This is a genomic window from Prevotella pallens ATCC 700821 (genome assembly GCF_000220255.1).
Lineage (GTDB): Bacteria > Bacteroidota > Bacteroidia > Bacteroidales > Bacteroidaceae > Prevotella > Prevotella pallens.
In genome coordinates this window covers 393757-409111 of the sequence record NZ_GL982514.1, presented here as the reverse complement: position 1 = coordinate 409111, position 15355 = coordinate 393757, and the positions used below count along the sequence as shown (strand labels likewise).

At 42.7% G+C, this 15355-nt stretch carries 11 protein-coding genes and 1 pseudogene; 8 read left to right on the top strand and 4 right to left on the bottom strand.

From position 1 onward, the window contains the following. Nucleotides 1-182: 182 nt before the first annotated feature. From HMPREF9144_RS10840 to HMPREF9144_RS10805, 8 genes are all read left to right on the top strand, one after another. Nucleotides 183-857 (top strand): TetR/AcrR family transcriptional regulator, encoded by a 675-nt coding sequence (locus HMPREF9144_RS10840; protein ID WP_006046114.1) that lies wholly within the window; start codon nucleotides 183-185, stop codon nucleotides 855-857. Between the two features lie 175 nt (nucleotides 858-1032). After that, the gene (locus HMPREF9144_RS10835; protein WP_006046113.1) at nucleotides 1033-3453 is read left to right on the top strand and encodes a TonB-dependent receptor; all 2421 of its coding nucleotides are present in this window, start codon (nucleotides 1033-1035) and stop codon (nucleotides 3451-3453) included. Nucleotides 3454-3517: 64 nt separating this feature from the next. Further along, a complete protein-coding gene (locus HMPREF9144_RS10830) occupies nucleotides 3518-4963 on the top strand; it encodes a hypothetical protein (RefSeq protein WP_006046112.1) in 1446 nt (481 codons plus the stop codon). Nucleotides 4964-5128: 165 nt separating this feature from the next. Continuing rightward, on the top strand, nucleotides 5129-6586 hold the full coding sequence (locus HMPREF9144_RS10825) for a hypothetical protein (RefSeq protein ID WP_040595771.1): 1458 nt from the start codon (nucleotides 5129-5131) through the stop codon (nucleotides 6584-6586). A gap of 57 nt (nucleotides 6587-6643) precedes the next feature. Further along, nucleotides 6644-8029 (top strand): hypothetical protein, encoded by a 1386-nt coding sequence (locus HMPREF9144_RS10820; protein WP_006046110.1) that lies wholly within the window; start codon nucleotides 6644-6646, stop codon nucleotides 8027-8029. A 59-nt stretch (nucleotides 8030-8088) separates the two neighbouring features. Beyond that, a complete protein-coding gene (locus tag HMPREF9144_RS10815; protein ID WP_006046109.1) occupies nucleotides 8089-9195 on the top strand; it encodes a DUF4876 domain-containing protein in 1107 nt (368 codons plus the stop codon). A 92-nt stretch (nucleotides 9196-9287) separates the two neighbouring features. Then, on the top strand, nucleotides 9288-10280 hold the full coding sequence (locus tag HMPREF9144_RS10810) for a leucine-rich repeat domain-containing protein (protein ID WP_006046108.1): 993 nt from the start codon (nucleotides 9288-9290) through the stop codon (nucleotides 10278-10280). Nucleotides 10281-10707: 427 nt separating this feature from the next. Continuing rightward, a complete protein-coding gene (locus HMPREF9144_RS10805) occupies nucleotides 10708-13167 on the top strand; it encodes a C10 family peptidase (protein WP_006046107.1) in 2460 nt (819 codons plus the stop codon). 262 nt (nucleotides 13168-13429) lie between these two features. Here HMPREF9144_RS10805 and HMPREF9144_RS10800 read toward each other — a convergent pair whose 3' ends face one another. From HMPREF9144_RS10800 to HMPREF9144_RS13870, 4 genes and pseudogenes are all read right to left on the bottom strand, one after another. Then, nucleotides 13430-13660 (bottom strand): hypothetical protein, encoded by a 231-nt coding sequence (locus HMPREF9144_RS10800; protein WP_004374740.1) that lies wholly within the window; start codon nucleotides 13658-13660, stop codon nucleotides 13430-13432. Between the two features lie 7 nt (nucleotides 13661-13667). After that, entirely contained in the window at nucleotides 13668-14720 is a 1053-nt protein-coding gene (locus HMPREF9144_RS10795; protein WP_146739286.1) for a hypothetical protein, read from the bottom strand. A 186-nt stretch (nucleotides 14721-14906) separates the two neighbouring features. Continuing rightward, complete coding sequence (locus HMPREF9144_RS14025; protein ID WP_083818183.1) at nucleotides 14907-15185, bottom strand: leucine-rich repeat protein; 279 nt, start codon at nucleotides 15183-15185, stop codon at nucleotides 14907-14909. 12 nt (nucleotides 15186-15197) lie between these two features. Then, nucleotides 15198-15355, bottom strand: a pseudogene (locus tag HMPREF9144_RS13870) (IS256 family transposase, variant Zn-binding type); the annotation flags it as partial.

The following is a 15355-nucleotide window of genomic DNA, read 5'->3' as shown; positions in this document are numbered from 1 at the left end:
ATTATGCTATCAAAAAGGCTCATAATCAATTATTTTACACTGTAAAGTAAGATAAAGAGAGAAAAATGAAACTTTTTCGGGAAAAATCATCGAAAAAAATTGCGGATTGAAATAATTTGCATAATATTGCACTTATAAACACAGAACAAACGTTCTGTTTTGAATTTAACAAGTATGAAATAATGGAAAAACAAATAGATAAAGAAAGCATAAGCAAAAGGGACATTATCCTTAATGAATCGTTCAGGCTGTTTCTGAAAAAAGGTTATGCAGCAGTATCATTTTCGGATTTAGTGGAAGCTACTGGCATTTCTCGTGGCAATATGTTTCATCACTTCAAGAATAAGGAGGATATATTCAATCATGCCGTTGATAGGTTTGTATTTGAATTCTTGACAAATGGTGCTACAGACTTTCTTGAACTTACAAGCTCGACACCATTAAAGGACTTCATTGATAATCGTGTAGAAAACATCGGTCGCCGTATGAAATCATTTTTTATAATGACAAAAGGCACAGTCACTCCTGCCAATTTCATGTCATTTATCTTGTATCTGAAAGACAACTATCCGGATTGGAAAGAGAAGTTTCAAGAATACGAGAAAAGAAAGAGCCTTGAGTGGAAAGAGGTGATAGAGCTTGCCAAACAGAAAGGAGAGATTACTCAAACTGTGGAAACAGAAAAGATTATATCTTCCATTAGAAATATATATCTTGGATTGTCATACAGAAGTGCATTGAGCAGCCAACTTTCTATTTCCGAATTGAAAGAGCAAATATACACAATATACTATTTAATAACCAAAATAAATAATGCGCACACAGACTACATCCCAAACAACAGGAACACTACTTAGTCAACAAGCTCCCCTACATCAACTGCTTTCGCTAAAAGTAGTCATGTCCACAAAATGAAGCAACAAGAAAATACCTATTTTTGGGTATGTACATTGTTTTTTTGAATAGAAAAATTGAAATACCTTTGCACCTTGAAATGATTTTTAAGAAAAAGGCAATTATTAAAATAGTAAAATGTTGAAAAAAGGACAACGAACGCAAAAGATTCTATCGGCTCCAGACTCTCTTTTCAAGGGATGCTTGCTAATGCTGATGATGCTGTTTTTAAGCATCTCTGCCACGAAGGCATACAATAGCACGAACGCAAGTTCTGACAAATCCGAGGAGGGTAGCGTGACCCTTCAAGTTACAGATTCGCTAACGGGCGAGCCTATATTAGGAGCTGTTGTGAAAGATAGCAACGGCAAGACATACGTCACCAACGAGTCGGGTACCTGCGCTATAAAGTTAGACAACAGCGGCAAGAAGGTGAAAATCACTGTCACATTCGTAGGTTACAAGAGTTACATTTCTTATGTGTCAGCACAAACACGCACACTGAACATCAAGTTAAAGGAAGAAGCACTGCAATTAAGTGATGTAACGGTGACATCAAAAAAGAGACACACCAACATCATGCAGCAAGCCAAAACACTGGATCAAAGTATACTCGAAAAAGGTGGTGCCACCTCGTTGGCAAAAATGTTGGAGTCTATTCCAGGTGTTAGCTCTATCAGTGCCGGTAGTACGGTGGCTAAACCTGTTATTCAAGGTATGCACAGTAGCCGTATTCTATTGATGAACAACGGTGTAAAATTAGAGAGTCAGAGTTGGGGTAACGACCATGCACCGGAGATTGACTATACAGGTGCCAGCATGGTAGAGGTTGTAAAGGGCGCAGAATGTATCCGTTACGGTTTTGGTGCCATGGGAGGTGTGGTATTGCTCAACGATGCGCCCCTACCCTATGGACATAACAAGCCAATCGTGAAAGGAGTTACCAACATCGGCTATGACACCAATGCCCGAGGGATAAGTGGTTCGGGAAGCATAGAGGCTGGTTGGAAGAATTTCGGTATGCGCCTGCACGGCAACTATACTCGTGGTGGTGATTACCATACGCCCGAATACATCATGAACAACACGGGTTACAACAATATCAGTATGTCTGCCATGGGTGGTTTTGAGAACAAGCGCATCACGGCAACGGTGCTTACAAGTTTGTTCTACCAACGCTCTGGTATCTATTTTGGCAGCCAAATATCTGACTTGGCACAACTACAAGAACGCTTCCGCATTGGTCGTCCAACAGAGTCGTCATTGCAACCATTCAGTTATAAAATTTGCATACCCTTCCAGCAATCACAACACTTCACGCTGAAAGGCGAGGTGAAATATCGCATCAATCCAAAGCAATCGCTGGATTTGACGTTGTCGTTCCAAGAAAATTTGCGACAGGAGTATGAGAACCGTATGAAAAAGGAGTGGAGCGTCATCCCGATGCAAGATCTCATATTGAAAACATACAAGGCCGACTTGTCATATCGTGCCTCATGGAAGCCTTACAAGATGTCTACCTTTGCAGGCTTGGCAAACACATACCAAATAAACTACAACTTCCCAGGCACCAAGAATCCTGCCTTCGTACCAAACTTTGCGGCTCTCACTATGGGTGGCTTCCTGTTGCAAAAAGCGACTTTCTTTGAAAAATTGCAATGCGAATTGGGCTTACGTTACGACTTTAGAGTGATGAGCGTGAGCGGTTACACGACGTTGAACAAGTACGACTATTACGACGACTTCAAGGTTTACAGCAATTTCACCTCGAGCTTTGCTACTCACTATCAGTTTAACGACAATTGGGACATGCGTGCGAACATAGGCTGGTCATGGCGTCCACCAGACATCAACGAGCTTTATGCCATCGGTCTTCAAGAAGGTTCTTACTGGGTAGTGGGCAATAGAAACCTAAAGAGTGAGCGTGGCTGGAAGTCCATCTTAGGGGCAAGGTATCGCAACACATGGGTATCCGTAGAGCCAAGCCTGTTCTACCAACACATCAACAGTTATATATACGACCATATCGGCAATGGCGCTGACCGTTTTCACAACAGTCCAAGTGGAAAATACGCCAAGTTTATGTACGATCAGGACGATGTGAGACTGTATGGTGGCGATATAGAAGCTACAGTAAATCCCATTAAAGGACTCAGTATCGTGGCAAAGGGCGAATGGATATTCGCACGCAACATTACACGAAACGACTGGTTGCCTTTCATGCCATCAGACAAGTATGGGCTGTCAGCCAACTATGAACATGTCTTCGGCGCAGAGAAAAAGATAAAGGCCTCGTTCTCTCTCTCTGGCAACTATGTCACGAAACAGGAACGTTTCGACCCCAACAAGGATTTAGTGGCAGTATCGCCCGACCCTTACTTCTTGCTTGGCACCACAGCAGACGTTGCCTTCAAGCTGCCCAACAACAGGGAAATAAAGGTAATGTTGGTAGGCGATAACATCCTCAACACATTATATAAAGAATATACAGACCGATTTAGATATTATGCGCACGAACGTGGCATGAACTACTCTTTGCGCACAATCATTAAATTTTAAGAAAATGAAGTTACAATATAAGACAATAATGCGATCAACTATTTTAGCTGTAGGATGCTGCTGCATGCTTGCCGCATGTTCAATCAATGATGTTGATGAATTCTTGAAGACGGTAGTAATAGCTCCTCCTGCTTCTATCGAGTACAATGGCAAGGGACACTCACAGATATACGTAGTAAGTGCCGTACTTAGAATGGGGTTCAAGGGTGGAAATATAAAGGTTGGAAACTTTGGTGCCGACAACAGTATAGACAACACATACGAACAAGACTCGTACAACATGATAAGCGTGAACACGGATAAACCGACAGACTATCCGCTCATGCAACAAATTGAGATAAGTAAGGACGACAATGGGCAAATGCAAATTACCAGTCAGCGTGACCATTTTGATGTAGTTGCATCAGATGACGTTTATTACGGACTTGAGCTTACGTATTATGGAGCCAACCACCAACAAATTAATGCTGAGTTCATACAGTTCTATTACAAGAAAAACGGAGACCCAGACTTCGACAACTCCACACTGGTACAACACCAACACTTCTTTACTATTGGCAACGAAGTATTGGAACACAGTTACACCATAGATGGTAAAACCATATCCAAGAAAAGTAAGCAGGGTTTTTATCCACACACACTGGATAAAAAATCCACTTATTATCCAGAGCTTACTTTTGAAATGGAGGGCGACAAGTTAAAGAGCTGCGACATCACCACTACCAATGCGCTGCTTGCACCTGAAAGTGGGAACAAATCAGATATCATGCCGTATGACAGCACTCTGATAGACAAGGCGATAAATATATTCCCTACGCTGAAAAGAGATCAAGCCACATGGACTGAAAATGGTTATAAATTCTTTCAAACACTCACCATGCAACATGCGGCAGAATTTGCTAACAAGTTGTTTACTTACCAATACCGAGATACCGACCCGTTTGAGAAACAATTGGGATATGAATATCAAGAAGGTAGCGGTGACGGCGGTGTAGTTGACGATGGCACAAATGCACTGAGACAAAGACAAGGTGATTTCGTAGAATTGCTGCATCAATGCCGGAGAATAGGTACGGGTCCAAACAATTTAGACAGAATGGGATTCAAGGGAGTGCTGCAATTTAACCAAGCCAACACCGAATTTGCTATGCAAATAAGCCTATGCAACATCGTATCACAAATGGATAAATCAAAGAATACCATTTGGCCCAAATATGGAAATGATAATCCAGATGCCAACTCAAAGACTTGTTTCGAAATTCCAACATTCGGAAATGGAGATGGTAGAGGACTTTATAATTTTAATGAAATAAAATCAGAATGGAGTAATCACGATATTGATATTCCTTTAACATTCCGCGTCATTGCAGACATGAAAGATGGAGACGAGAAGTTCGTGGAAGATTTCAAAAAGTTCTATCCTCACATGAATACGAATGAAATCAAGAATTATTTCTTCAATCCTCAATATTTACTGTTAAGGAATCGCAAGAATATATTCGTCATGTAGACTCCAGCTAAATGGAAGGCATTTGCGCATCATCATTCCTCACATAGCTGACACGTTCTCCTAACTAAGGAAAAATTACATACACGGCTAAGAGGAGTGAGAGTATGTAGCAAAGTGCCAATTATACTAAACTATCTAATCAAGAAATTTACATAAAAAAATAAAATGAAAAAATATAGTTTTTGCTTCATTCTTATATTGATGCTATGTACATCATGCGATGATTTCATCTTTGGTAACATGGACATCAATTACAACGAAAATCCACTTGAATACAAAGAAGTGCCACACAGCGGTGCGGATGCCATGGTTGACAGCTTGCAGAAAAAAGCTCCCTTTGGTGATGCCATAAGTAATCCCGACCAAGATGGCGCATTCAATAACTGGGCTCGTTGCTTAGTCATGTTCAAGGAAGGACACTCACACGGAGATGAAAAATTTCATGGCAATTATGTTTACCCTGCAGCGCCATGGAGACAAGAAGAATTTGTCATAGTAGAAAACAACTCACAAAAATTTCCAACTGTAAAGGTGGAGTGGGAAAAGAGTATTCAAACTGTTTTTGAGAAGAAGTTAGGAATACCTACTCCTCAGCAACCTTACATTCGCCTTATAGGTGGAGATAAAAACCTTTGGGGTATATGCTTGTTCTTTTTGGATAAAGACGGAAAGTTGCTTAACGATGAGATATACAAGCACTCTGATGAGTATCAAATATTCTTTACCATCAGCGACGTGGACGATAAGGGTAATCCATACAAGATTGAAGACTGTCGAGGTACATGGGGAGTTGACAAAAATGGGAAAGATGGCAAAGTAGACGAGCATCCTGTCGTATCACCTTATTTCGAAGGAGTAGATAAGGACGAAACTTTAGGTCACGATATTTTCATGCGTAGACAAAATGCAACCAAGAATTTGTTTGAATATGCCTACCGTGACACATGGCATCAGAATGCCATGGCTGATGGTATGCGCGAGTTTTACAACATTAGGTTGCTGCCACCTCTTGATGCCACCGATGCTAATTCATGCGTTTCCTATGACAAGGACTGTGTAGGGCTAAAAGGACATATCAACTTTTACTATGAAGCTAACGAGCCTTCATCTAATTTTAGACCTGAAATAGATGGACGATATGGGTCTGGAGAGAAAAAAGACACATGGCCTTTCATGGTAAAAGGTTTTTCTGGTGAGTCTGTAGTATATAGCCGTCCTTCATATATATTGCCATACTTCTATCTTTCCGTAAGAGTAATGAAATGTCAAAAGGGAAAGAAGGCATACATTACTAAGGCTACTATTGCCAACAAGGAACTGGACTATGCTGGATTTTGGGACGGGATGAAGAGTGAAAAAGCCTGCGCGCCATTCTATAATCCTTTCTGGCAATCGAAGAATACGACCCTTGAGGTTCCTGAATGGAAAGAGCTTATACGCTTTAACATACCTATCAAAGTGTATTGCAATAGGTTCGATTCCGACCCAACAAACGTTTCTCCCGCAGAACCTTATTATTTCTACTTAGGCAGAGAGATTGGATTAACTGGAAAACAAGCATACGATGCAAGCCAAAATGTAAAGACGCATGGCTTTGGCGCATTTGGCAACTGGTTCCTCTAACTCATACAATTATTATCAACAACAAAAATTATCAGTACAAATAAACAAAACAAGGATATGAAAAAAATAAATTATACCTTGATATTAGCGTTCATTGCTTTATCATCTCTATTCACTGCATGCCAGAGAGATGGAGACATGCCAGACAGAACTGATGCTAATTCAACAGTAGACCACCTCATTTTCAAAGAAGTTTTTTACATTGGTTACTGCACTTATAGAGATTTGTCCTCCATGGGCTTCAAAAGCCAGTATAGCAGATACGAGGATGCTAATTATATTGTGATATACAATCCAACCAATCAACCGATATCGCTTGCCAATATGGCACTTGCTTGTCATGTTGTCGACCCAAGTATTCAATATTCGTTCCAAAAAGACGGAAATGGAGATTTTATCAAACGATATTATGGAATTGGAGGCATGTCGTACTTCCCCAACGACCCTGTGACAAAAAAGCCACATGTCATACAGCCTGGTGACAGTGTCATCGTAGTGAAGTATGCGTGCGATCACAATAAGAAATTCCTTGCCGAGAATGAAACCACAGAAGAAGAGGCAAAGAAAAACTACTATGGCTGGGAAGCTCTGCCCGACTACAGTAAACTTCCAAAGGACAAGACCTTTGAATTATGCAACCAGCATTCACCGAAAAACGGAATGTGCGACCCTAACGACAAATTTGACAACAAGGATATTCCAAACATGCGTGACCTTGTTTTGTGGGATGGACTTCCATTTAAGGGACCAAGCCAGAGTATGCGCATGGCTTTGGTGAAATTGCCTGATGGCGATGCTTCCAAGCCTCATACCAAAGACGAAAATGGATTTTATCCTGACGAATCGCCACGTTCACGCAACAATTGGTATCAACTATATGATTTGTACGGAACCGAGCAGGACCAAATTAATGACGAGACAGATCCGCTGAAGAAAAGAGAGCTGGAAAAGAACAGAAAATACCCAACGGCATACTACCACATGATATATAACACAACTGGCATGGCTGGCGTCAATGCTATTGAGCTGAATTACAATTGGGTTGTCGACTTCCTTACTATTTGTCCTTCGACAGAGAAGAAAATGGACTTGCTGACAGGCCCAAGCTCTGTAACTGTATATGATGCGACAGGACACGCTGTAATGGAAGGAACAGAAGAAAAGAAAGAAAAAGTATGGTGGTACGACAGAGGAACGGCAAGTGTCTGCAAGCGGATATTTGGAATTAATGACTTTTCTAATCCCTCATTCGATCCTTCGGAATTACAAGGTGCGCTAATCCGTCGTAGCAATGGAAAGGGATTTGTAGCCGAGATGAGTTCTGCACTGAACTACACGAAAGGTGTACCATCACTGTGCAGACGTGACAGCAAGGGCAAACCATTAGACATGACTGCATACTGGAAGGTCAACTCCATCAACGCACGTACAAAGAAGAAATAAGAGTGGAGACATACAAGAATAACTAAACAACAATAACTGATAAAAAGAAAAACTAACAAATGAAAAAGATGATGCTATGCGCATTGGCAACAATTGCGCTTTTCGCAAATTGTACACGTGACGGACAACCAGAAGAAAAGAAAAATACCGCTGAGACAGAAAGCGCAGACCTAATTATAAAGGACATTTACTATGCTGGAAACTTCGTGGAGACACCCTACGGCAACAAATCTGAAGAAACGGATGACAAGTTTATTTCCGTCTACAACCCTACCGACCATGACATAAGCCTTGAGAACATGGCTTTGGCACTCTGTCAGTACAACGCTGTTGACAAGATTAACTTTGACAAACCTAATTGCGATTATAGACAGAAAGGGTTTGGGGTTTCCAATATGATTGGCTTCCCTAAAGATAAAAGTGGCATGCCATACATCGTAAAGGCAGGCAAAACCATCGTTATTGCCATGAGAGCCATCAATCATGCGGAAGGATACAAGAAGTACTTGACAGAGAATGGAGAAGATCCAACCAAATACAAAGGTATCGAAAAGCTTATCGACCTTTCCAAAGCCGACTTTGAATGGGGACAGAATGGTAACGAAAACGTTCCACACATGACGTTCCTCTATTGTAAGGAAAACGACAAAGAACAGGAAAAACGAATGAAAGAGGACAAATCTAAAGTCGGAGTATGGGATGAAGACGACGATGAGTATGTACCTTTCGGATTTGAGCGTAACTTCACCATTGCGCTGATACGTTTGGCAGAACCTATCGAGAAGATAAAAGAGAATATGAACAATGCCAAGGTAAATGAAGCGTTGCTAAAAGAAATTGAAGAGCCGACGGCAAAGTATGGACGCTATGTCATGTGGAACGAGAGTGGACATCACTCACATTCACAAATTTTCATGTTCTTACCGAACCAATGGGTCGTAGATGCTGTAAACGTAAGGTTCAAAGGATCTACTACTGAAAAAAGTTTCCCTATATCGGGTACGCTGGACAAGGGTTGGAATGGCGTTTACGAAAAGGCTGATGACAAGATAGACGTTGGTGCAGGCAAGATGATTACTCGACGTTTCAATGGAAAAAGATTATCCGATACAAACAACTCATCGATTGACTTTGAGGTCAAGAAAGTAGTTGTACCTACGAAATAAGAAGGCATGGGCATTATAAATGCCTACCTTCTCTTGCTAAACATCATGAAATAGGTTTTACTTAAATATGTTTAATTTAATGTTTTTATAGTATGAGAAAAATTTACATGTTAACAATGAGCCTGTTCGTTTACATGGGTGTATTCGCAGGCAACGTAAACGGCACTATTGGTGATAATTTGAAATGGACGTTTACCGATGACGGCACACTTACCATTAGCGGAACTGGAGAGATGGAACACGCAGATGGTAACTCAGGGTATGCGTGGGGAACAGACAACCACACATTAGACCGTTCCTTAATCAAAAAGGTAGTCGTGGAGGGGGGGGTAACAAGCCTTGGCGAATACATCTTTTGGGATTGTCCAAGCCTTACAGAAGTAAAATTACCAAACTCACTGACCGAACTTAGGAAACAATGTTTCAAACATTGTACTGCGCTCAAATCCATAATATTACCTGAGAATATCTCCATGATTGAGGAGAGTGCCTTTGAAGAATGTAGCGCTTTGGAGACTGTTACTTTCCCGAAAAGTTTGAAGGAAGTGAGTACAAAAGCATTCTACAACTGCAATCTTAAGAAGGTAGATCTTTCACAAACACAAGTAGAAACAATTGGCATGGGAGCTTTTGCTCACAATGCTCAATGTGAAGAGGTGTACTTGCCAAAGACACTCAAAACCTTCGAAGGTGAAGACGAGGGTGCTTTTTCTTCCTGTGGTGTGAAGAAAGCCGTATGTAGTGCAGTAGAGCCTCCCAAGACAATAAGTGGCGTATACGATTTTATAACAGGTGAGAAGAAAACAGATCCTGTTGATTGGGTAAATATTTTTAGTGGCTTTGATGACGATTTTGTATTGGAAGTGCCAGCAGGAAGCGAGGAGAAATACAGAAGCGCAAACGGCTGGAAAAATGCAGCCAACAACATAGCTACTGGTATCCGTGGTGTCAAGGCATCTCAGGGAAAGGTTGGTGTATACGATATCACTGGCAAGAGATATATGAACCATGATGATGCACAAACAGTCAACACATTGCAACGTGGCGTTTATATCATCAATGGAAAAAAAGTGTTAGTTAAATAACACACTCATTTATCCCCACCTATAGAATGTATTAAAGATGTACCTAAGAAAAACGTGCATAGAGACAACAAATTCCGTGCATCATAAAACAAAAGTTATTCTATACATACTGGAGGTGGGGATTTTTTATTTTATCAAATTTACCTTAGGCTATACCTCGTGTTACACAAAAACACAAGATAAAAAAGACATTGCTGTCCGTTAAAACTTTTTGAGCCTAAAAAATTAGGGCTGGATTCCTCCTGACTTCGTCACTTTTTCAAGACATATTTGTAAGTACTTTATAATCAATGCTTATCTTTGTTGCTTAGGGTGACGTGCAAAAAGGCGAGTAAAGTAGCAAGCTCGACCCCTTATACGAGAAATAACCTGATTTTTTAGATTCTTGCCAAGAAATATTGGATGATTTATATTTCTGGGTGACACGATGACGAAGTCAGGAAAAAGCAGTGGATGGTACAGAGAAAGGAAAGATGAATTACACACTTTTAAGGACACTACCAGAATCACTTTTTATACTAATAAATTAAATATGAGGAAAATTTTTACATTTTTAGTGTTGCTATGCTGCGCAACAACCTTGGCTTTTTCCGCCCCTGTGGGCAGACAACAAGCCCGACAAGCTGCATTGGCTTTTATCAAGAGCCATGTAAGTACTAACTCCCAGGTCGCTACACGAGCTTCACAAGCAACACCCTCGCTCAACGAGGTGGCAAGTACCAATGCCTACTACATTTTCAACGTAGGCAAGGGACAGGGCTTCGTCATCGCCTCTGCTGACGACCGCACGGCTGACGTGTTAGGTTATGCAGAAGAGGGAACATACGACGAGCAGCAATGTCCGGCATCGCTCAAGATGCTCTTGGCACAATATCGACAGGAGGTGAGCATGCTGAACAACATGCCTGCCACCACAAAGCCTGCCACCACGCGCGCCGGCAGAAAGCTGCAGCCCATTGAACCGTTGCTAAAAACCACATGGAGTCAGTACAGTCCCTACAACCAACAAACGCCTATGCACAACGACAAACACTGTGTTACGGGATGTGTCGCCACGGCAGCAGCCCAAATTATGGGCTACTACCAGTATCCAAAGAAGGCTCCCGCCATGCCTGCCTACACGGCTCCATCGGCTCATCTACAAGTATCCGAGCTTGTAGAGAGTACCTTCGAGTGGAACGACATACTGCCTTCGTACCGCATTCCCACCACCCAGCAGCAGCAAGACGCTGTGGCTAAGCTGATGAGGTATGTTGGACAGGCGGTGTATATGGATTATACCGCTGATGATTCGGGTGCCGATTCCTACAATGTCATATTGTTCCTTACACGAATGTTTGGTTACGCCAAAGACATGCACCGTGTTTTCAGAGACCACTATACCAGCGAGGAATGGTGCAACCTGATATACAATGAGTTGAAAGCCAAACGACCCGTATATTACTTTGCCGAAGATGTGGTGTACAACTATGGTCACGCCTTTGTCTGCGATGGCTACAAGGAAGGCGACTACTTTCACATCAACTGGGGCTGGGGAGGTCAATTCAACGGCTACTATCGCCTGTCGGTTCTTTCGCCACGCGAATATGGATTTAAGCAACTGCCCAGTATCTACACGCGCGAGCAAGGAGCTATCATCGGATTCAGACCAAGCGAAGGTGCTGATGTATTTCCCAAAGTTGTTGACATCAAAGAGATGACGCCCCTGCAAGGTCAAAGCCGATCGAACAGTAGTGATGACTTCACGGATTTTGACATCACCATGAAATGCGTGAACAATTACGGCGAAGCCTTTGATGCTGATTGCGGCTTAGGCTTTTGGCAGGGAGGTAGATTGATAAACGCCGTAAAGCTGTTCAGCTCAAAGTTCAAGACCGACGGCAAGATACAAAGGAACGAAGCGAACTTCAACATACCGCACACCCTCGCCAACGGAAAGTACACCGTGCTGCCCGTTTACCGCATACAAGGCGAAAGCGAATGGAAAGCCTGTGGCGGCATTGGAGATATGGCGCAGGAGATAGAGATTACCGACACGGAACTGAAGACCTCCACTGCCAAGCCTGTTCTGGAGGTGAAGAAAGTGGACGTGAAAGGTAGCAAGGAGGCAGGACGTCCCCTGTTCGTAACCCTCACCATAGAGAACAAAGGCGACGAGCTGTACGACACCTTCAACATGCTCTTCAAGTATGACTATGTTGCTTCTACCACCACCTTCTTGCCAGCACGACAGACGACAGACGTGGTGTTTGAGCTTTATCCAAAGGAGGTTGGAGAGTTTGATTACTCCTTCGAATGCAAATCGGGCGCCACTATCAGCTCCAGAGGAAACATTACCATTACTGAATCTAAGTCGCAAAACCTTCCTTCGGTTGAGGTGAAAATCGAACAAAGTGAAGAAAACGCTTTCCAAGCTCCTGCCATGAGGGGGAAACTCATTGCGACCAACAGCGAGAGTGCTGACTATTGCGGCGGTTTTGACATTGAGCTGCGTTGCAAGAAAGGCAATACAGACGAGGCTTATTTTGAAAACAAAATATCACTGACAGACATCATTCCCGCCAACAGCACGAAGGAAATACCGTTCTCGATAGACAACGTTGCCGCTGGGGCACAATATGCCATTTACGTAGATGGCTACAAGGTAGAGAAAGAAGAAGACTTCATCCAAGGTGGGATGAAATACGTACCTAAATGGGAACGCATTCTCAAGACACCGTTCTACATGGCAAAAGACGCACCAACAGCAATCGCTGTTCCGCACATCAGCCATGAGCCAATGCTCATATACAACCTGCAAGGTGTGGTGGTAGGCAAAGGCGAGCAACAGTTCGAGTCACTGCCAAAGGGCATCTACATCATCGGTGGCAAGAAAGTAGTTAAGTGATAACCACCATCCTCATCAGCCCATTCATCTTTTCGACAAGGCAAACAAGCTTTCTCGTGACCTTTTCGGAGTTGAATGGGCTGTTGCATGCATGTCCTACTTTACGTTTGTTGTTCAACACATTAGCTGTAAACGAAAGCGCCATGTATGGCAAGGTCTGTATACAAAACAGGGTTACCTGTCGTGCCGTTTGGTCTAAAGGTACCCCTGTCCTTCTATGCCGCCTCATGGTGAATAGACGGCATCGTGAGTGGAGCTGTCTTTATTTAAAGATGTCTATATCGCTTTCGTGATTGTCACCCCACATATCGTCAGACATGTCAAATTGCTTGGCGTTGCCGTCGCCAGTGGCTGGGGTGTTGGGGGCTGTGGCTATACTCCTGTCCTCCATCACCCCATAATTTGTTTCCAGCTTGATGATGTAGGCATGTGGCTTGATGTAAGCGCGGTTGCCACGTGTGGTTGTATTGTTGTTCATATTCTCAGTTTTCATCTTTCCGTTATTTTACAATTTTCTTACCTTTGATTACATAGATGCCATTAGGTAGCGTGTCGAAGCTGGTGCCTACGTAGCGTCCATCGAGTGTGTAGATGCGCTGTGCGCCATTTTGTGCTTTATCTTGTTGTAAGTCGTCTATCCCCGTTGTCTCATCTTCCATAAGGACGACAAAGTACTTGGCATTGCTCGGAGCGTTATTCTTTGGCTGGATGTAGCCACGGAACGGTGCCGCTGTGGCTGGCTCTATTGGCTTCGCATCGCCAACGGGAGCTGCAGTCTTGTACACTTTTCGCCAAACGTCAATCCCCATTTTGTCCGTATTCAGCAGCCAAATATTGAGCTTGAAAGCCAAGCTGTTGTTAAGCCGTTCGGTGCCACCCACGAAGAAGAATTCCTGATTAGGCTTGGTAGCCTGATAACTTTGCGGTTTGAGCGTACCATTTACATTGTTGTTGTATAAAGTAGATGTTGGATTTTGTTGCGGAACTTTCTGTCCATTGTCATCTATCTTATCAGTACCCGATGCCGCAATCTCTACGTTAGTGGCGCCAAATTCCTTTGAGGTGTGTACCTGCCTGTCGATTATGCGCAGCAGGTAGGGCTTGTTGCCCTCAAGCACGCTTTCATCAGGAATAGAACGGAACAAGTAATATTGCGTGTATTCCTTTTCTCCCTGAACGGGGTGGTTGTAGTTGTCTTTTAGGTGTAGTTCGTAGGCACGGATGCCTTTGGGCAATTGAACCTCGTAGGGCAGCAGCATGGTGAAGCAGTTCTTGCCGTTGCTTATGCCGGAAAAGTCGCGGTACGCCGACAGAGAGTTGTTGCTATCCAGTGTTGGAAATGGAACTTCATAATCATCATAGCAGTCGTAAGTGCCATTTGACACAGTAGCATTGTACTTGTTATACACAGCCTTCGTAGCCTTGAATACGTTGGGGAACTCATAGTCAGCTCCGTCTTGTACACTTAGCAGTGTGCAGGTGTTATCGGCTTTCACAAAGTTCACGTCCTCGCCCTGAGCAAATGTAAAAGCTTTGCCTTTAGGCAGGTACACCACGGTGTGGGTTGGCAGTCCCCAAAAAGGATATCAAATCCTTTCCGATTCAACTTGGGATTTTCTATGCTCGGATTATCTAATGTATGCAGGTCTATGAATTCCAAGTTAATACAGCCGTCAAAGTTACCAGCACCGAGATTGCACCCTGCTTCGCCCTTCCAAGTGAAACCTGTTAGTCCGTCATTATAGGAAAAAGCATAATCCAATTGTCTTGACAGTAGATGGGATGACCAAGTCTCCTTTGAATCCACATAGCGAAAATGCGCTCAGTTCTATGGTTGTGACTCTGGGCATGTTGATACTCTCCAAACTGCGACAACACGAAAAAGCACCTTTTCTGATATAGTTTACCGATGCAGGTAATTCCATCTTCGCTATTGACCGACACTCACTGAACATCCCACCCGCGGCGTAATGGACATTTGGTAGGCTGAAAACCTCACGTGTTTTAGTAATGGACATTTGGTAGGCTGATCATTCCAGCCTACTTTTTGTATTTATGAATCCATCTATAAACTTCTTCTTGTTAGCTTCATTCAATCCATTATGATTATGTAGTGCCCTTTTAAGCTGTGAGTTAAATCCTTCCAATAGATTTGTTGTATTAGGAATTTGTAATTCTGTATAATCTT